Consider the following 18713-nt stretch of genomic DNA (forward strand, 5'->3'; position numbering starts at 1 on the left):
AGAGACACAGGAGTTCATCAGTGAAGCAATCGGGAATATTCAAGAGGCTTACCGTGTGCGTGATGCTATCGTTCGGGGGGGTGGTTACAGCCGCTTGTACACCTACGGTGGCGGTTCAAGCGCCCAGCGAGCCGATTACCGTTAACCTGAACGTAAAGATCGAGCATGAAATCCGAGTGCGGGTAGACAAGGAACTCGATGATCTGTTTGAAGATAAGGAAGGGATTTTCTAACGTCCAAGGCTTCAGAATCCCCCGCATCGAATGAGAGAAGGAATTGAAACAATGTCCAGATACCCATCCATGAAGAAACTGATAAACGGCCTGCTTGGCCTGGCCCTGCTTATCGCTCTGCCCGCCAGTGCGCTTTCGCTGAAAGAAGCGCAATCTAAAGGCTTAGTTGGTGAAGCAAACAGCGGTTATATCGCTGTCGTGCAAGACAGTACCCCTGAAGTTGAAAAACTGGTCGCAGAAGTGAACAACAAGCGCAAGCAGGAGTATGCTGCGATCGCCAAGCGCAACAATATAGATATCAGCCAGGTCGCCGCTCGCGCAGCCGAGAAGCTGGAAGCCCGCCTTTCTAGAGGGGAGTATTATCAGGATAATCTGGGCCGCTGGAAACAGAAGTAGGCCCCTTTCGATGTTCCTGTCCTATCCCAGGAAAGTTGCACATTAAAAAAACCCGCAAACTGCTCGTTTGCGGGTTTTTTATGGGATTACTTGATTGTCTCGTCAGGCCATTACAGATTGGCAAAGAGTGACATGCCATCCAACCCTTGGCTTTCCATCACTTCACGCAGGCGCTTCAGTGCATCTACCTGAATCTGACGTACACGTTCGCGGGTGAGACCAATCTCACGCCCTACTTCTTCGAGAGTGCTGGCTTCGTAACCACGCAGACCGAAGCGACGGGATACCACCTCGCACTGCTTGTCGGGCAGCTCCCCCAACCAACGGTTAATGCTGTCGAACAGATCTGAGTCCTGCAGCAGTTCTGCGGGGTCAGACTCCTGTTGGTCCGGAATAGTATCTACCAGCGTTTTTTCCGACGACGGCCCGATAGGGGTGTCTACCGAAGTAACGCGCTCATTCAGGCCAAGCATCCGCTCAACATCTTCGACCGGTTTTTCAAGCAGATTGGCAATTTCTTCTGCTGTCGGCTCGTGATCCAGCTTCTGGGCCAGCTCGCGGGACGCGCGCAAATACACATTGAGCTCTTTAACCACATGAATGGGCAGACGGATAGTCCGCGTTTGATTCATGATCGCGCGCTCAATGGTCTGACGAATCCACCAGGTGGCGTATGTAGAAAAGCGGAATCCACGCTCGGGGTCGAATTTCTCAACTGCGCGAATAAGGCCAAGGTTACCTTCTTCAATCAGGTCCAATAGCGCCAGGCCACGGCTGACATAGCGGCGTGCGATCTTCACAACCAATCGCAGGTTACTTTCGATCATACGCTTGCGCGCAGCCGCGTCACCACGCAGGGCTTTACGTGCGTAGTAGACTTCCTCTTCTGCGGTGAGCAGAGGGGAAAAACCAATTTCATTGAGATACAGCTGGGTAGCATCCAGATTCTTCTGTCCATGAGAATCTTCGAGCTTTCGGGAGGGTGTTTTCTGCGAGGCGCTTTTTGCTGTTGTTGATGTTTTCGGTGAGATTGTTTCAGAGCTTTTTTTTGCCGCTTTGCTCCGGCCACGGCTTGTTTTACTTTCCTTAATGGATTCTTCCTGATCCATTGCTTCGGGTGATAGTTCCGCTCTTGCACCAATGTCCAGGTGATCGTGACGTTGTGCTTCCATTTCCCCAACTCCTTGTACTTTGCCTGTATCAGCCGCATGACAACGCGCGATTGCTGAATCGGTCGCTGTCTGTGCGACAGCCTCCGTTCCCGGCAACTCACCGACGTTACCCTCGTTGGCAACCTGTCGGTAAGTAGGGTCACTGCAGGGCAGTTACTGCCGATCCCGGTGACTACCTCAAGTGGTTATAAATAAAAGTCCATTTTTATTACACAACAGCGTAAAGACAGGGAGCTCAATGCACCGACCAAGCAGGACAGTAAGCACGGGAGATCATGGTAAATAAACCAGTGGATCTACCGGCTGACCATTCTTGCGAATCTCGAAGTGGAGCATATCGCGGTCGGTACCACTCGAACCCAGTTCCGCTATCCGTTGCCCCGCTTTGATTTTCGCTCCCTCGCCAACAAGTAACTTGTCGTTGTGGGCGTAAGCACTGAGGAACTCCTCGCTGTGCTTGATGATCAAAAGCTTGCCGTAACCTCTCAGTGCGCTTCCGGCGTAAATCACTGTGCCATCCGCTGCTGCCTGAACAGATTCCCCCTTTTTCCCGGCGATATCAACACCCTTTCGCAAGGGGTTGTTGGCCTGGTAGCGGGACAGTATTCGCCCTCGTACCGGCCACTGCCACTTTATGTCAAATTTGTTTCTGTCCGAAATTGACGATTTCTTGACAACCTTGGGCGGTGCTTTGGGAGGGGCGACCACAGTCTTGCGCGTGACTTTCTTCGGTACTTGCGCTTGTCTTACTGGCGGCCTGCTTACCGGTGCAGGTACCCGCCCAGTCAGAACCAGGCGTTGCCCCGGGAAAATCCGGTAAGGCGAGGAAATACGATTAATGGCCGCTAAGTCCTTGAAATCTTTACCATATCTCCATGCAATGGAATAAAGGGTCTCGCCTTTACTCACGGTATGGTGCTGAATCTTCTGGCTAGGTGGCTGGTTGAGAGATGACGTGGGAGCCAGGTTACTGGCGCAGGAAACGATCAAAAGGGTAGCGCAAAGCAAGGGCAGCTTGGCCCCCTGAAAAAACGGACAAAGGCGCAAAATTCTTCCGCACAAAGAGAAAAACCGGTGTCCAAATTGTCGAATATTGCGCCGTTTCATTATTCTCTTTTTACATCAAAGGTGGGCATTTATGGAAAAAGTGTCTAAAGAAAACTGCTATTTCCTCGTCTGTTGACGGCCATTAAATCTGCCTTTTTCCGGATCACCGAATAATTGGCGATCTCTGCCAACTTCCCGCTATTTTGACCCTGAAGTCCGGTGGCAATTCCCTGTAATCTGCGGCTGTATGCGCAGTAAGAAATTGCCATTCAACCTTGTAAGTCTTTTCCTACGTAGTGATGGTTGATCCACTCAATCGATAATACGAGCGCCACTGCTGCAAGCGCAGCCAGGGCGCTACCGACCAGGTAAGACGGCTGCCCACTGGCCACAGCAAAGTCCCAGGGGAGAACGTTGGATAGGGTCGGCGCCAGTTTAGCGTTGCTGAGGCCTCCCGTGACACTATCCGCCAGTTTCCAGGGCCATACAATTTTCAGGCTGCCCAGCAACACTCCCACAAGAAACGACAGGGTAACGGAGGGGAATCGGTACATTAGCCAGGACAGCAGGCGACTGAACAACAGCAACCCACAACCAGCGCCGGCGGCGAACCAGACTAGCGCACTGACCTGAAACTGGTGTACCGCAGTAATGACCTGGGGATAAATCCCGATCATCAACAAAATAAAGGAACCGGAGATACCGGGCAGGATCATGGCGCAAATGGCTAACGCTCCGGAGAAGAAGAGCGTATATGGAGTAGCCGCGATTGCGGTGGGTCGCATTTCACTCACCAGAATCGCGAGAGCAACCCCGGCGACCAGGGCGACCCAGCTGGACCAGCGCCACTCAGCTACCCGGCGTGCAATGGGAACAGTGGACGCGAGAATCAGGCCAAAAAAGAACCCCCACACAAGGATTGGGTAATTATCCAACAGATAACTGATCAGCTTGGCGAGGCTGAAGATACTGATCAGGACACCCCCGAACAGCGCCAGCAAAAAGCTGCCATTGATCTGCCGCCAGGTTGCGGCAACCCCTTCTTTATACAGTGTCACCAGGGTATGGGGGCCAATCTTACTCAGGCTGCCGAGCAATTCTTGGTAAATACCCGTAATAAAGGCGATGGTTCCACCCGACACCCCGGGTACTACATCCGCAGCCCCCATCGCGAGGCCTCGTGCCCCGACGCCCCAGTAGCGGCTGCGCCAGACTGACCTGCGGTGCCGAGCATCGGCGGCGGATTTCATTTCCCGGGCATCCTCAGTCATCAACGTACCACTCCACTCAACAGAGGGACAAAACGCACTGGCTCCGCCTTTTCAACGTCATAGCGGTTTTCTTCTTCGCGGCGGGTAACAATGGTGAGATATTGGCTTTCGCTCCCTACGGGCATCACCAGTACGCCCCCAGGGGCAAGTTGCTCACGCAGTTCATCGGGAATGCTGGCGGGGGCCGCCGCACACAGAATGGCATCATAGGGGCCCTGCTCCGGCCACCCAAAGCCACCATTACTCAGTCGCATCTCCACATTGAAGATCCCGAGTTCTCGCATACGCTGGCGCGCTTTAATCAACAGTGGTTCGACCCGCTCTACGGAATACAGTTTATCGACCAGGCGCGCGAGAATGGCAGTCTGGTAGCCGGATCCGGCACCCACCTCCAATACCCGAGCCCTCGACGGAGCGCGGCTTATCAATAACTCGGTCATGCGAGCGACGATATAGGGTTGGGAAATGGTCTGGCCGTACCCAATGGGCAGCGCGGTATCTTCATAGGCGCGAATGGCCAGGGCTTCGTCCAGAAACAGGTGGCGAGGTGTGGATGCCATCACATCCAGCACGTCCTCGCTGCTGATACCTTCATCGCGCAGGCGCTGAATCAGGCGGTTGCGGGTACGCTGGGACGTCATGCCCAGGCCTTCGTGTCTGAATCGATCCATTAGGACTGAAAGTCTCCCTACAAGCGGATCACCGGCCCCCAAATACTGCTTTATCCGGCGATTGACCGGTGAATGGCTTTCCACACCCGGTCACTTTTGTTGTCGTTTCTATATTCGTAAGGACACTTCTAAAATCGTAGCGAGCGGGTGGCTGGTGGTGGCCGCCGGCGCAGAGGAAGCGCAGTGTACTTTAGTACATGAGCATTCTGAGCACCGCCGGACGCCGCCAGGCGCACGCGCAGTAGATTTTAGGCGTGTCCGTTTATTTTATTGCGGCGGCGGCTTGATTGGCCAGTTCCGCCACTTCGCGCAACAGTGCGGTGGCGAAAGTCCCCGGTGGTAATGCGAAGGAGAGCAACAGATCCTTTCGCCCCTCCTGTTCCTGCCACTCCCAGGCGAACCCCTGAGGCACCAACACCAGCGGGCGCCGCTCCTGGCTTAGGCCGCCGTGTTCCAGCCAATCCTGCCACGGTTTCCAAGGCTCCATGGCGCCATCTTCCAGAACCAGTTGCTCACCGGTAGCCGCGTTCCGTCCCCGCCCCCACAGTGGGCCACTGGGATTAGCCTCCGGCTCACCATCAATGGACGCCAACCAGTTGTCCCGCCCGATTCTGGCAGCCAACACCTGATTGAACAGCCAGCTACGGGCGGCAGACAGTGCAAAGGCCTTCTGATTGCGCGGCATACGCCGGCGTTGGCCGGCCTGCTGATCGGCAACCGCCTTTTCTACCAGGTCCAGATTACCGCCGCTGTGGCCAAAGCGCTGTTCGCCAAAATAGTTGGGCACACCATTGGGAATCTGGTGTAACACCTGTTCCGCGGCCGCGGTGTCCCCGGTGATATTGCGCAAGCGAATCTGGAATCGGTTTCCCAAGTGCTCGCCGCGGCGCAGTTTGCGGGCACCGCGAAAGTAACACAGCACCTGAAACTCTTCGTTATCCAGCGCCTTCCAGTCCGGTTCCGGCTTTTGTGCCAGCCATACACTGAACCACTGGGTGGTGACGGCATGGCGATCCTTGAGGCCGAAAAAGCCCACATCATTACTCTGAACACCCGCTATTTGCGCGAGCTGTTGCGCGACATAGCCGGTATTAGCCCCGCGTTTGCGGATATGCAGATAGACATGTTCGCCCTCTCCGGCCTCAGGGGCGGCGAGTTCGTCCACCACGAAGTCTTCGGGCTCGGTACGGAAGTCAGCCTGAATCGCCGTGCCGCCGAGGGCGCGGGGCCAGTTCAGGTCCCAGCTTTGTGGCAATTCTGTCACGACAGCGTTTCCAGCAGTACGACCGCCTGTGCGGCGATACCTTCTTTTCGACCGGTGAATCCCAGCTTCTCGCTGGTGGTGGCCTTGACGCTGATGGCGTCGGCGCTCACCTGGCAATCATCGGCGATGTTTGCACGCATGGCGTCAATATGGGGGGCCATTTTCGGCGCTTGGGCGATCAGAGTTGCGTCCGCATTGACCAGCCGATAACCCTTCTGGTGAATCAGCCCCACCACATGACGCAACAGCACGCGGCTGTCGGCACCGGAGTAAGCGTCGTCGGTATCCGGAAAATGTTTGCCGATATCGCCCAGCGCCAGCGCGCCGAGCAGGGCATCTGCGAGGGCGTGTAACAGGACATCGCCGTCGGAGTGGGCGACGAGGCCCTTATCATGCGGGATGGTGACACCGCCGAGGACGACGTGACCACCGGGGCCGAAGGCGTGTACGTCGATGCCCTGGCCAATTCTGAGGCTCATAGTGTATTTCCAGAGGTAGGTTCAACCGCCCTGTGTTGCTGTCGGTGTCGTAACAGGGCCTCCGCCAGAATAAGGTCGGCGGGATGGGTAACTTTAAAATTACTGCGGCAGGCGGCTACCAGTTCAGGGGCGTGGCCTGCCAATTCCAGTGCGCTGGCTTCATCGGTGATCGCGTTTGGGTTTTCCTGCAGGCCATGCTGAAGGCATTCCAGCAGCACACCCAGCGGTGCTTTTTGTGGTGTCTGCGCGAGCCAGATCTGGGCTCTGGGCAGGGTTTGCCGGACCCGACTTTTTCCTTCGCTTTGTGTGGCCTGTTTTACGGTATCGCTGGCGGGTTGCGCGAGCAGGGCCATGGGGGACGCGGCGAGGAGTTGCTGAATATCGTCAGTGCTTACTAACGGCCTGGCGGCGTCGTGGACTAATACCGGAGTTTCCGCGGGTTGGTGTTCACTCAGAAATTTGAGGGCGGCGAGTACGGAGTCTGCGCGTTCAGCGCCGCCAGTGACGGTCTGGATTCTTGGATCTTGTGCGCAGTTCAGTGTTTTGAATTCTGTGTCGTCGGCGGCGATGGCGACGACGATGCCTTTCATGCCCGGCCATTGGAGGACATTTTCCAGGGTGTGGGCGATGAGGGGTTTGCCGCTCAATGGCAGGTACTGTTTGGGCTTTTTGGCGCCCATACGCTTGCCGGAACCGGCGGCGGGGACGATGACCCAGTAATTTGTTTCAGCTGGGTTGCTGGCGGTGGTCATTCTTTTTCCCGTTGTGACTGCGCAGGATTTTTGTGCTTATCCTGGTCGAGAAAAATAAACAGGGTTTCGCCTTCTTTGATGAGGCCGAGGTCGTAGCGGGCTTTGGCTTCGACGCCGTCGGTGCCTTCTTTGAGGCTGCGGACTTCCCGCAGGAGGTGGCGGTTTTCCCGCTCCAGTGCAGCGTTTTTCTGCTGCTGTTCTTCAAGCTGCCGTTCGAGTCTGGTCACATCCGCAAAACTGCCCTCGCCCACCCAAAATCGATATTGGGTGACCAGCAGCATTACTGTGAGGATTGCCAGCAGCCATTTCATTTGTTTTGTTCTCTATCTGGCGTTTCGCGGTTCGCACGGTTGTAGGTCCGTGGCGGCTCCGCCGCCGGTAGTGGTTCGCTAGACACGCCGTGAACCCATCCATGGGGGCTCTGCACCGCCATCCATGGCGGTGAAGGTCTAGCGAACCACTACCGGCGTCGCAGCCTTCGCATCAGAGCGCTATGCTCTGATACGAGTTCCAGCCAGTTTACCGGGCTTACTGAATTACTTGAACTCAGCGATGCCGCGGTAAGGCGCCTTGCCTTCCAGCTCGGCTTCGATGCGCAGCAGACGGTTGTACTTGGCTACGCGGTCGGAGCGGCACAGAGAGCCGGTTTTGATCTGGCCAGCAGCGGTGGCAACGGCCAGGTCGGCGATGGTGGTGTCTTCGGTTTCACCGGAGCGGTGGGAGATTACCGCGGTGAAGCCGGCGTCTTTGGCCATTTTGATCGCGTCCAGGGTTTCGGACAAAGAGCCGATCTGGTTGAACTTGATCAGGATAGAGTTACCCACGCCTTTTTCGATACCTTCTTTCAGGATCTTGGTGTTGGTTACGAACAGGTCGTCGCCAACCAGCTGTACTTTCTCGCCAATTTTGTCGGTGAGGATTTTCCAGCCGTCCCAGTCGCTTTCGTCCATGCCGTCCTCGATGGAGATGATCGGGTAGTTTTCGGACAGCTCCTGCAGGTAGGAGGCGAAGCCTTCGCTATCGAATTCTTTGCCTTCACCAGACAGGTTGTACTTGCCGTCTTTGTAGAATTCGGAAGAGGCGCAGTCGAGGGCGAGGGTGATGTCGTCGCCCAGTTTGTAGCCTGCGGCTTCAACGGCTTCGGCGATGACTTTCAGTGCACCTTCGTTGGACGGTAGGTTGGGAGCGAAGCCACCTTCGTCGCCTACGGCGGTGTTCAGGCCCTGGGAGGACAGTACTTTTTTCAGGGCGTGGAAAATCTCGGCACCCTGGCGCAGGGCTTCGGCGAAGGTTTTGGCTTTCACCGGCTGAATCATGAATTCCTGGATGTCGACATTGTTGTCGGCGTGCTCACCACCATTGATGATGTTCATCATGGGTACCGGCAGGGTGTATTCGCCGGCGGTGCCGTTGATTTCCGCAATGTGCTGATACAGGGGGATGCCCTTGGAGATGGCGGCGGCTTTGGCGGCAGCCAGGGAGACGGCGAGGATGGCGTTGGCACCCAGCTTGGACTTGTTTTCGGTACCGTCGGCGTCGATCATGGCCTGGTCGAGGGCGCGCTGGTCGGTGGCGTCTTTGCCTACCAGGAGGCTGGCGATTTCGCCGTTGATGTTTTCAACCGCTTTCAGTACGCCTTTACCCAGGTAACGGCTTTTGTCGCCGTCGCGCAGTTCCAGCGCTTCGCGGGAGCCGGTGGAGGCGCCGGACGGTGCGCAGGCGGATCCTACCGCGCCGCATTCCAGAATCACGTCGGCGTTTACGGTGGGGTTACCGCGAGAATCCAATACTTCAAAAGCTTTAACAGCAACAATTTTGCTCATGTTTACAACGGGCTCCTTGTTAGTCGGAATTTATTGATCTGTGAGGTTTGGGGTTGGCGACCGCCTTCTCTGGGCCGCTCTTTCTAGTTATTCAGTCTTTACTTCGTATCCAGCGGCTCGAAGTTTTTCACCAGGTCGTCCACGGCCTTCATTTGTGCCAGGAACGGTTCCAGCTTTTCCAGCGGCAAGGCGCTGGGGCCATCGCACAGGGCTTTATTCGGGTTCGGGTGCGCCTCGAGGAACAGACCGGCGATGCCGATGGCGAGGCCCGCGCGGCCCAGTTCCGTGACCTGGGCGCGGCGGCCGCCGGAGGCGGCGCCACCCGGGTCGCGCATCTGCAGCGAATGGGTCACGTCAAAGATCAGCGGGGCACCACCGGTGGAGTCGATCATGGTACGGAAGCCGAGCATGTCGACGACGAGGTTGTCGTAGCCAAAGCAGGCACCCCGCTCGCACAAGATGATATTTTCGTTACCGCCTTCCGCGAACTTTTCCACCACATTCTTGATTTGCGGTGGGCTCATAAACTGCGGTTTTTTCACGTTGATCACCGCACCGGTAGCGGCCATGGCGGAAACCAGGTCGGTCTGGCGGGCGAGGAACGCGGGCAGCTGTATTACGTCTACGATCTCGGCAACGGGTGCGGCCTGGTGTGGCTCGTGCACGTCAGTGATCAGCGGTACGCCAAAGGTCTTTTTGATCTCTTCAAAAATCTTCAGCCCCTCTTCCATCCCCGGGCCACGGTAGCTGTGGATGGAAGAGCGGTTGGCCTTGTCAAACGAGGCTTTAAATACGTAAGGGATTCCCAGTTTGTCCGTCACATTGACGTAGTGCTCGGCCACTTTCATGGCCATATCGCGGGATTCCAGTACGTTCATGCCGCCAAACAGGGTGAACGGCTTGTCGTTGGCAACCTGCAGGTTGCCCACAGCAATTGTCTTCATATCGTATTCTGCCTGCTTCCTTAGACCCGCTTGTGCTTAAGCGCAGCGGCGACAAAGCTTTCGAACAGCGGGTGGCCATCGCGCGGGGTGGAAGTGAATTCCGGGTGGAACTGACAGGCGACAAACCAGTTGTGCTCCGGCAGTTCGACCATTTCCACCAGGGTGTCGTCGGCGGACCAGCCACCGATTTTCAGGCCGGCTTTCTGCAGGCGGTCGACGTAATTGTTGTTCACTTCGTAGCGATGGCGGTGGCGCTCTACGATCACGTCTTTGCCGTAAATTTCACGGGCTTTAGAGTCTTTGGCCAGGCGGCATTCCTGGCCACCGAGGCGCATGGTACCGCCAAGGTCAGATTTTTCGTCACGCTTCTCGATATTGCCTTCGCTGTCGATCCACTCGGTAATCAGACCGATCACCGGGTGCGGGCTCTTGGCGTCAAACTCGGTACTATTGGCGCCTTCCAAATTCAGTACGTTGCGCGCATATTCGATCACAACGGACTGCAGGCCCAGGCAGATACCGAGGAAAGGCACATTGTTTTCACGGGCGTAACGCACGGATTCCAGCTTGCCTTCCAGGCCGCGCTCACCGAAGCCGCCCGGCACCAGAATCGCGTCGGCGCCTTTGATCAGGTCGAGGCCATTCTCGCCCTCCACATCTTCCGCATTGATAAAGTCGATATTGACCTTGGTGCGGTTTTTGATGCCGGCGTGTACCAGGGATTCGATCAGGGATTTATACGCGTCCAGCAGCTCCATGTATTTGCCAACCATGGCAATCTTGATTTCGTGCTGCGGGTTCAGCTTGCCGTCGACCACCTCGTCCCACTCGGACAGGTCCGGTGCATCGGTTTCCAGCTGGAGTTTTTCCACCACGATCTCGTCCAGACCGTATTCGTGCAGCATACGTGGAACACCGTAAATGGTCTTGGCGTCGGGTAGCGGCACCACCGCGCGCTCTTCCACGTTGGTGAACAGCGCAATCTTGCGGCGGGAATCGTCGTCGATGGCGCGCTCGGAGCGGCATAGCAGAATGTCCGGCTGCAGGCCGATGGAGCGCAGCTCTTTCACCGAGTGCTGGGTCGGCTTGGTTTTGGTTTCACCGGCGGTGGCGATATAGGGCACGTAGCTCAGATGCATCAGCAGAGCACGGTTGGTCCCCATCTCCACGCGCAGCTGGCGCACGGACTCCAGGAATGGCTGGGATTCGATATCACCAACGGTGCCACCAATCTCGACGATGGCGACATCCACATCGCGGCCGCCTTCAATCACGCGGCGCTTGATCTCGTCAGTGATGTGCGGGATCACCTGTACGGTGCCGCCCAAGTAATCACCGCGGCGCTCTTTGCGCAGCACGGTTTCGTATACACGGCCGGTGGTGAAGTTGTTGCGCTTGGACATGCGCGTGCGGATGAAGCGCTCGTAGTGGCCCAGGTCCAGATCCGTCTCGGCGCCATCTTCGGTCACATAGACCTCGCCGTGCTGGAAAGGGCTCATGGTGCCCGGGTCAACGTTGATATAAGGGTCTAGCTTCAGGATGGTGACCTTGAGGCCACGGGCTTCGAGAATAGCAGCCAGAGAAGCGGAGGCGATACCTTTCCCCAATGAGGAAACCACGCCGCCAGTGACAAATATATAGCGCGTCATGCAAAACCTTGGTCAGTTGAATGCCCGACGGGTACGGGCGTGCGGGACTGGCTCTGGGGGCGCAGCTCGCGCAACCCGGTGCCTTTGAGATGGGACGCCAGACTACCAGAAAGGCCGTTTCTGCTCAATCTAAAAACCGCCAGATTGGCGGTTGCGGCGGCCCTTCCCCGGTGACGAAAAGATCGCCCACGGACACCAGGGTCTCGCCCCGATAGACCAGCGGCACCCGATCTCGCAGCCAGGGAGGAAGGCCATACTCCTGCAGCAGCTTTTTCAGGGTCTGGGAGTGATGGCGTTCTCGCGGTTTGGCCCTTTCGCCACCTACCCGGAAACGAACCCGATAGTCTGCCACTGGCCAGCCCGGGCTTGGCAGCAAGCCCCAGCTCCCCGGCAAGTTCAGCTCGCCAGATCCATCCCACTTGATCTCGCCCCCATCAATACCATGGAAAGGTTGCAATTGTGGTGTAAGAAACAGGCGATCGCGATAGCGGCGCAGTACCCATTCACCAAGCACAACTTCTGGAGCGGCATCATCGACCGCCCCAACCTGTTGCAGCGCCTGAACCAGGTGCGAGGCTTCCGGCATTCTGGATCCCAGGTGTGCCAGCCAGCCCCGCAATAGGTTCTTGCGACGCGCCTCGGTGAGTGAGGAGAAGCCCCCCAGGTCGACACTGTGACCAAATAACTCCTGCCGGTATTCACACCGCTGCAGGTCTTCATTGGCCAGGTTCTGTAAGAGTTCAGCAGCCTCGCGCAGGTTTTCCGAGGCCTGCTCCACGCGAGCTTGAACTGGCCAGCGTTCGCTAATAATGGGAAGCACCCGGTTACGAAGGTAATTCCGGTCGATTGCGAGGTCTGTATTGCTCTCGTCCTGGATCCAGGTCAACCTGTGGTCGCGGGCATAGGACTCAAGCTCCGATCGAGTTGCCTTCAACAATGGTCGCAGCAGGCTCTTCTCCGTCCGCCGGTCGCCAAAGGCACGGTGTTCCGGTATGGCACCCAACCCCCGCACCCCGGCACCGCGCAATAGGCGCAATAAAAAAGTTTCGGCCTGATCATCACTGTGATGTGCCAGCAGAAGTTGATCCCCTGCGTCCATCAATTGGTCAAATGCGCGGTAGCGGGCATTCCGTGCGCCCTGCTCCATCCCACCGTCTCCGTGATCCACCTGCACATGGCGGGCCACAAAAGGCACCCCCAACTGGGCCGCCACTGCCTGACAATGATTTTGCCAGGCACCCGCCTCCGGACTCAGGCCGTGATGAATATACACCGCCGTCACCGGCACCTGTGCATCTACCAACAGATACAGCAATACGGACGAATCCAGACCTCCAGAATAGCCCAGCCACAGCCGGCCCGAAGCAGGATAGCGCTTCAGAGAGCGGCTCAGCATTTCGTTCAGTTGCTCAGTGGGGGGCGTCACACACGAATTCCAGACGGGATTTGCCGCGAGTATACCCGGCCAAACCACACCTTGCCCGCATCTACCCGGTACCTTCCGAACTACCGGGAAAAGTTGTCGCAGGCGACCATTTATAGATCTGGTGCACAAAACCGGTACAGCGGGCGGCCCGGGCCACACCATTCACACGTCACCAGCATGTGTCCAGCATTCCCGGGCACAGCCAGTCAGGCAGTCACATCGAAATCAACAATATTAAGAGAACAGGATAGCGATGCAGATACATAAAGAAGCAGGATGTGTGCGTAACCACCCCCACCCGGGCCACCATCGCCTTAAACACCAGATCCGATGGCTTACGCCACTGTTGCTGGCGGCTTGTACCAGCGCAGCGGGCAATGCGTTTGCGGGCTGTGAATACAGCGTCAGCAACGACTGGGGATCCGGCTTTGTCGCCCATGTGCGTGTCACCAACGATTCCCCCGTCCCAGTGCAGAACTGGCAGGTGCAGTGGCAGTACTCTGGAGACAATCGTGTCACCAATGCCTGGAATGCCGAAGTCCAGGGCGACAATCCCTATACCGCCAGCAATGTATCGTGGAACGGCAGCCTGCTGCCGGGGCAGATGGCGGAATTCGGCTTTCAGGGAACCTCTGGCAGTTTCGCGGAAACCCCTACGGTGAGTGGCGCCCTGTGCGACGGCGGCTCGTCATCGGGCGGTTCATCCAGCAGCTCTTCGTCCAGCTCCGGCGGTTCTTCCAGTTCCAGTGGCTCATCCAGCTCAAGTGGGTCGTCCAGTTCCAGTAGCTCGTCCAGTTCGGGCGGCTCCACCGACCACCTGTACAGCCTGGCGTCTTTCCCGATCGGTGTCGCGGTCGCCGCCGGTGACAGTGCGCGCAGCTTTCTGAAAATCCCTCAGCAGGAAATCACCATTCGCCAGCACTTCAGCCAGATCACTGCGGAAAACATCATGAAAATGCGTTTTCTGCACCCGGCCGAAAATACCTACGACTTTACCGATGCAGATCGGATGGTGGACTGGGCACTCACCAATGGTCTGAGCGTGCACGGCCACACATTCATCTGGCACCACGAGTACCAGGTACCCGACTGGATGAAGAGCTACAACGGCGATTTCCGGTCCATGCTCAATACCCACGTGGCCACCATCGCCGACCATTTCGCGGGCCGCGTGGTGAGCTGGGACGTGGTAAATGAAGTACTGGATGAGACCCAGCCCAATTGCTACCGGGATACGCTGTTTTACCAGCGGCTGGGGCGGGACTACGTCAGTGAGGCGTTTATTGCCGCAGATAGCGCAGACCCGACTGCGGACCTCTATTACAACGATTACAGTATTTCCGGAGGCAACAGCGCCAAGTTCAGCTGCCTGCTGACCATGCTGGACGAAATGCAGGCGGACGGCATTCCGATTGACGGGGTCGGTCTGCAGATGCACATACAGATCGACTGGCCCACCACCGATCATTTGCGCAGCGCCTTTCAGGCCATCGTCGAACGCGGACTCAAGGTAAAAATCACTGAATTGGATATACCGGTAAACAATCCCTATTCCTCCGCGCCATTCCCGCAGCACACCCAGTTCACCCCGGAAGCCGCGGCCTTGCAGAAAGCCCGCTACAAGGCCGTCGTACAAACGTATCTGGAGGAGGTGCCGCCGGCGTTGCGAGGAGGGATCTCTGTCTGGGGTCTCTGGGATGGCGACAGTTGGATACTGGATTTTGAAAACTGGCAGGGCGTGGAAGACTGGCCACTGCTGTTCAGCGGCCCCGCCAATGGCCCTTACGAAGAAAAGCCCGCACTGGAGGGGGTTGCCGAGGCGCTGACGGGACAATAGCCCCATAAACCGGCAGTGTACACCCTCACGCCGTCTCGGGAGTGACGTCGGCCCGGCGATACTGGGACGGCGTCATTCCGGCAGCCTTTTTGAAAAAAGTATTGAATACCGATTTACTGTTAAAACCGACCTCGAGATAGATATCGGTAATGGTTTTGCCTTCACCATCGGAGCTGCGCAACAGACGCATGGCTTCCCGAATGCGGTAGCGATTGATGAATTCGTAAAAGTTCACCTCGAAGTGCCGGTTGAGGATCATCGACAGATCCCGCGTCGGTACACCAAGATTTTCCGCCAGTAAATCGATGGTCACATCAGGCTGCAGGTAGAATTTTTCGGCAAGCATCTTGCGGTCGATCTCCTCCGCCAGCGCCGGGTTGCACACCTGTTGCTCACCGGCCGCCTTGCGCGATTTATCTGGCTCACGCACGGATTCGAAACCGGCAAAATAACGCACGCCGGTAAATACCAGCAGGTTCACCAGCATAAAGACGATGTAATAGCCAGTCAGCCCGATCCGTTCAAACACCCCCAGGTCGTAGTGCTGATACAGGCCGAATATCTTGACCACGCTCAGCAACGCCTCTACCAACATCACCAGCATAAACCCGGCCACCAGAAACCGGACCCAGGCAACATCCACCCGTTCCACATTCGAATGCGTGCTTTTCAGGCGCTGGATGTAATTGACGATCAGCCACAAAGACCACAGGCAGTACGCCACTCGCAGCCCTTTGCACAAAAACTCCACCAATACGTAGTGCCAGCCATACACCAGGGTTTCACTGTTGATCAGTTCCAACCGCTGCTCCAGAGGCAGGCGGAAGAACACCGCACTCATATATACCAGCGCGAGCGCGAATGGCAGCAGGTGCACCCCGTCACGGGGACGCAGCTGAAAGTCGCGAAAGATCAGGGATTTCACGCAGAAGAACAGCAGCATGCCATCCAGGTAATAGGCAAAACCGCCGAGGAAATAGACCTGCGGCAACCACTCGCGCACCGCAAATTTGAATTCCGCGCCCCACAGCACCAGTTCGTGGAGCGGAATAAAGGCGTGCGCAAACAGAAAGGCGGCGAGGAAATAGGTACTGGTCTGCCTACCGGTGTTTGTGGCCAGTAGCAGTACCGCAAAAAACAGGCACTGCATAGCCGTCATCAGCAGTACCACATCGTGAAAATTAAACAAGACCTGGCTCATTTTTATGATTTTCCAGTAAAACCGGGGCGTTCGAATCCCGTGGGGCAGCCGAACGGGTTCGGCTCGCTACATGCCACACAATTTACGCCGTCAGAACGACGTGGATTGTCTCCACCTCTTAGGGTGCAGTTGGCGACTCAATCGCCCTTTTCTCTCAACATCAAATGGATAATAAAGGAAAGCATGATGAGATTTAACACCGCAAGTGGACTGGGCAGTGTTCTGACACTGCTGGTTCTCCTCTCCCCGCTCACCCCCACAGAAGACGCTCAAGCCCAGTACCTGCATACCGATGGCAACCAGATCGTCGACGGTAATGGTGACCCCATCCACCTAAACGGTATCAATCTCGGCAACTGGCTGTTGTGGGAGGGTTACCTGATGATGGGTGACTTCAACTACCGGACCCACACCCAGTTCCTGAACAGCCTTGCCGACACCTTTGGCAGCATGGCACAGGCCAAGGAGTTCGAACACCAGTGGCGCATGCACTACGTGACCGAACGGGAAATCGCAGACCTGAAAAGCCTGGGTTTCAACACCGTGCGGGTGCCTTTTCACTACAACCTTTTCTGGGAAAACGGGCAGTTGTCGGACCATGGCTTCCAGTATTTCGATCGCCTGATCGAGTTCTGCCGCACCCACGACATTTATGTGCTGCTGGATATGCACGCGGCCCCCGGCTACCAGAACCCCGGCGACCACAGTGACAATATGGATTCCAATGCGGGCCAGCCACGTGACTCGGTCAAATTCTGGGACGGCAACAACGTGCAGATTGCCAGCCAGGTGTGGCGACACATCGCCAACCGCTATAAAGAGGAACCGGTGATCTGGGGTTATGACCTGATCAACGAGCCGGTGCCCCAGGCCGGACGGGAATACGAGCTGCTCCCCTCCCTGATCGCCATGCGCGATGCCATCCGCGAAGTGGACAGTAACCACGCCATCATCGCCGAAGGCAGCTGGTGGGGGTCGGATATACAGAAAATTGACTGGACAGACTCTGACACCCAGACCAATACCGGTATCAGCGCCCGCTGGGACCACAACCTGGTGTACCAGACCCATCACTATGTGTTCGGCAATGCCGGCTGGATTCCCGACCTCTATCCGCGCGCGGCGCGCACCGACGCCATGGGTGTGCCATTGATCCTCGGGGAGTATGGTGAAGACACCAATGACATCCTACGCCAGCTCACCGACTGGTCGATGGAGAATATAGCGGGACAGTTTCCCTGGTCTTTCAAGAAGATGAGTCACCACCGCACTCTGTGGACCATCCAGCCCAACGCGATCTACAGCGCCGTGGTCGACTACATCAATCATGGCGGCACACCGCCGGCCAATGCCTATTCGGGAATGATCGACTTCGCCCAGAACCATATCGGCAACGGCGCCAGTAATGTGCAGTGGCACCAGGGCTTTTACGATGCGATCCATGCGGGCACTGGTGGCAGTTCCGGTGGCGGCCCCACCACTCCCGAGTGCATTGAAACCAGTCCTCACACCATAGGTCGTATCGAGGCAGAAAGTTTCTGTGCGATGCAGGGTATCCAGCTGGAAGATACCGCGGATAACGGTGGTGGTCAGAATGCGGGCTGGACCGATAGCGGCGACTGGCTGGATTACCGCGTCGAGATTCCGCAGGATGGTGAATACACACTGACTTACCGTATCGCCAGCACCGCCAATAGCGGGCAGCTGCGACTTCTGGCCGACAGTACGCCAGTGACCGATACCAATCTCCCCGACACGGGCGGCTGGCAGAGCTGGCAATCGGTTTCCACCACCATCAACCTGACCGCGGGTACCCAGACCCTGCGCCTGGAAGTCACAGGCCCCGGGTTCAACCTGAACTGGTTCGAGCTGTCAGTGGGAGGAGGCGAGGAAGAACCCGAGGACCCCACCCCACCGCCATCTGGCTACATTGCCGATGGCGAATACCAGATCCGCAACCTGGCGAGCGGCCTATTGCTGGGCGTTGCCAGCAATGCCACCAGTAACGGCGGCAATGTGATCCAGGGTGGCAGCCAGCGCTGGCAGGTCACCACCCTCAGCAATGGCAGCTACCGGATTGAAAGCCGCTATAGCGGCCTGGCCCTGGATGTACAGGGTGTCTCCAGCGACAACGGAGCCAACATCCAGCAATGGGAATACGGTGGTGGCGCCAACCAGCACTGGATTGTCGAACCGGTCTCTGGCAACCAGTTCCGCATCCTGTCCGAGCTGAGCGGGAAATCTCTGGATGTACAGGACGGGTCCGACAGCGCCGGCGCCAATATTCAGCAGTGGGAATACCACGGGGGCGACAATCAGCTATGGCTGTTTGAAAACTAACCGCCGCTAACAAGTCTCCCTTCTCTCTATCACCTTGATGGGCCGCAATGCACACGCTGGCGGCCCTTCTTTCATCTGCCAAAACAGCGCAGCCCCAAGGTAACCAAAACCCCTAAGTCATTGATTTTTAGGGATTTACTCGACGTTCGAGTGCACGTAGGATAGTCGAACGTCAAAAAAATCCCGTATTTTGCGTTCGAATAACCGC

The 18713-nt window shown here is 56.9% G+C and carries 17 protein-coding genes; 4 read left to right on the forward strand and 13 right to left on the reverse strand.

What is annotated here, in order from left to right:
• The first annotated feature begins 20 nt into the window (after nucleotides 1-20).
• Both AU11_RS05560 and AU11_RS05565 read left to right on the forward strand, forming a co-directional pair.
• Nucleotides 21-233 (forward strand): YnbE family lipoprotein, encoded by a 213-nt coding sequence (locus tag AU11_RS05560; protein WP_231491575.1) that lies wholly within the window; start codon nucleotides 21-23, stop codon nucleotides 231-233.
• A 69-nt stretch (nucleotides 234-302) separates the two neighbouring features.
• Nucleotides 303-629, forward strand: a complete 327-nt coding sequence (locus tag AU11_RS05565) for a YdbL family protein (RefSeq protein WP_043317066.1) — start codon at nucleotides 303-305, stop codon at nucleotides 627-629.
• Between the two features lie 110 nt (nucleotides 630-739).
• Here the strand turns inward: AU11_RS05565 and rpoS are convergent, their stop codons facing one another.
• From rpoS to tilS, 12 genes are all read right to left on the reverse strand, one after another.
• The gene (gene rpoS, locus AU11_RS05570; protein ID WP_043317067.1) at nucleotides 740-1801 is read right to left on the reverse strand and encodes an RNA polymerase sigma factor RpoS; all 1062 of its coding nucleotides are present in this window, start codon (nucleotides 1799-1801) and stop codon (nucleotides 740-742) included.
• Nucleotides 1802-2074: 273 nt separating this feature from the next.
• Nucleotides 2075-2911 carry a peptidoglycan DD-metalloendopeptidase family protein gene (locus tag AU11_RS05575; RefSeq protein ID WP_369797800.1) on the reverse strand — a complete coding sequence of 279 codons (837 nt, stop codon included), beginning with the start codon at nucleotides 2909-2911 and terminating at the stop codon, nucleotides 2075-2077.
• A gap of 206 nt (nucleotides 2912-3117) precedes the next feature.
• On the reverse strand, nucleotides 3118-4119 hold the full coding sequence (locus tag AU11_RS05580; protein WP_231491577.1) for a DUF368 domain-containing protein: 1002 nt from the start codon (nucleotides 4117-4119) through the stop codon (nucleotides 3118-3120).
• The gene (locus AU11_RS05585; protein ID WP_197023772.1) at nucleotides 4119-4790 is read right to left on the reverse strand and encodes a protein-L-isoaspartate(D-aspartate) O-methyltransferase; all 672 of its coding nucleotides are present in this window, start codon (nucleotides 4788-4790) and stop codon (nucleotides 4119-4121) included. Before AU11_RS05585 ends, AU11_RS05580 begins: the two co-directional genes overlap by 1 nt.
• Nucleotides 4791-5052: 262 nt before the next feature.
• Nucleotides 5053-6045 (reverse strand): tRNA pseudouridine(13) synthase TruD, encoded by a 993-nt coding sequence (truD, locus tag AU11_RS05590; protein ID WP_051687074.1) that lies wholly within the window; start codon nucleotides 6043-6045, stop codon nucleotides 5053-5055.
• Nucleotides 6046-6050: 5 nt separating this feature from the next.
• Nucleotides 6051-6533, reverse strand: a complete 483-nt coding sequence (gene ispF / locus AU11_RS05595; protein ID WP_043317070.1) for a 2-C-methyl-D-erythritol 2,4-cyclodiphosphate synthase — start codon at nucleotides 6531-6533, stop codon at nucleotides 6051-6053.
• A complete protein-coding gene (gene ispD, locus AU11_RS05600; protein WP_051686983.1) occupies nucleotides 6530-7285 on the reverse strand; it encodes a 2-C-methyl-D-erythritol 4-phosphate cytidylyltransferase in 756 nt (251 codons plus the stop codon). Before ispD ends, ispF begins: the two co-directional genes overlap by 4 nt.
• Entirely contained in the window at nucleotides 7282-7596 is a 315-nt protein-coding gene (locus AU11_RS05605; RefSeq protein ID WP_043317072.1) for a septum formation initiator family protein, read from the reverse strand. The genes ispD and AU11_RS05605 overlap by 4 nt, the downstream gene beginning before the upstream one ends.
• A gap of 225 nt (nucleotides 7597-7821) precedes the next feature.
• Complete coding sequence (gene eno / locus AU11_RS05610) at nucleotides 7822-9108, reverse strand: phosphopyruvate hydratase (protein WP_043317074.1); 1287 nt, start codon at nucleotides 9106-9108, stop codon at nucleotides 7822-7824.
• Between the two features lie 98 nt (nucleotides 9109-9206).
• Entirely contained in the window at nucleotides 9207-10052 is an 846-nt protein-coding gene (gene kdsA / locus AU11_RS05615; protein ID WP_043317076.1) for a 3-deoxy-8-phosphooctulonate synthase, read from the reverse strand.
• Between the two features lie 20 nt (nucleotides 10053-10072).
• Nucleotides 10073-11701, reverse strand: a complete 1629-nt coding sequence (locus tag AU11_RS05620) for a CTP synthase (RefSeq protein WP_043317078.1) — start codon at nucleotides 11699-11701, stop codon at nucleotides 10073-10075.
• A 124-nt stretch (nucleotides 11702-11825) separates the two neighbouring features.
• On the reverse strand, nucleotides 11826-13127 hold the full coding sequence (gene tilS / locus AU11_RS05625; protein WP_231491592.1) for a tRNA lysidine(34) synthetase TilS: 1302 nt from the start codon (nucleotides 13125-13127) through the stop codon (nucleotides 11826-11828).
• A 280-nt stretch (nucleotides 13128-13407) separates the two neighbouring features.
• On the opposite strand from tilS, the gene AU11_RS18010 reads away from it, so the two are divergent.
• Nucleotides 13408-14964: an endo-1,4-beta-xylanase gene (locus AU11_RS18010; RefSeq protein WP_231491594.1), complete on the forward strand. Its 1557-nt coding sequence runs from the start codon at nucleotides 13408-13410 to the stop codon at nucleotides 14962-14964.
• Between the two features lie 25 nt (nucleotides 14965-14989).
• Here AU11_RS18010 and AU11_RS05635 read toward each other — a convergent pair whose 3' ends face one another.
• Complete coding sequence (locus AU11_RS05635) at nucleotides 14990-16165, reverse strand: AraC family transcriptional regulator (RefSeq protein WP_043317080.1); 1176 nt, start codon at nucleotides 16163-16165, stop codon at nucleotides 14990-14992.
• Between the two features lie 186 nt (nucleotides 16166-16351).
• Between AU11_RS05635 and AU11_RS05640 the strand changes: the two genes are divergently transcribed.
• Nucleotides 16352-18505, forward strand: coding sequence for a carbohydrate-binding protein (locus tag AU11_RS05640; protein WP_051686984.1), 2154 nt, complete (start codon nucleotides 16352-16354; stop codon nucleotides 18503-18505).
• Nucleotides 18506-18713 lie beyond the last annotated feature (208 nt).

Origin of the sequence: Microbulbifer sp. HZ11 (assembly GCF_000708675.1) — a bacterium.
Lineage (GTDB): Bacteria > Pseudomonadota > Gammaproteobacteria > Pseudomonadales > Cellvibrionaceae > Microbulbifer.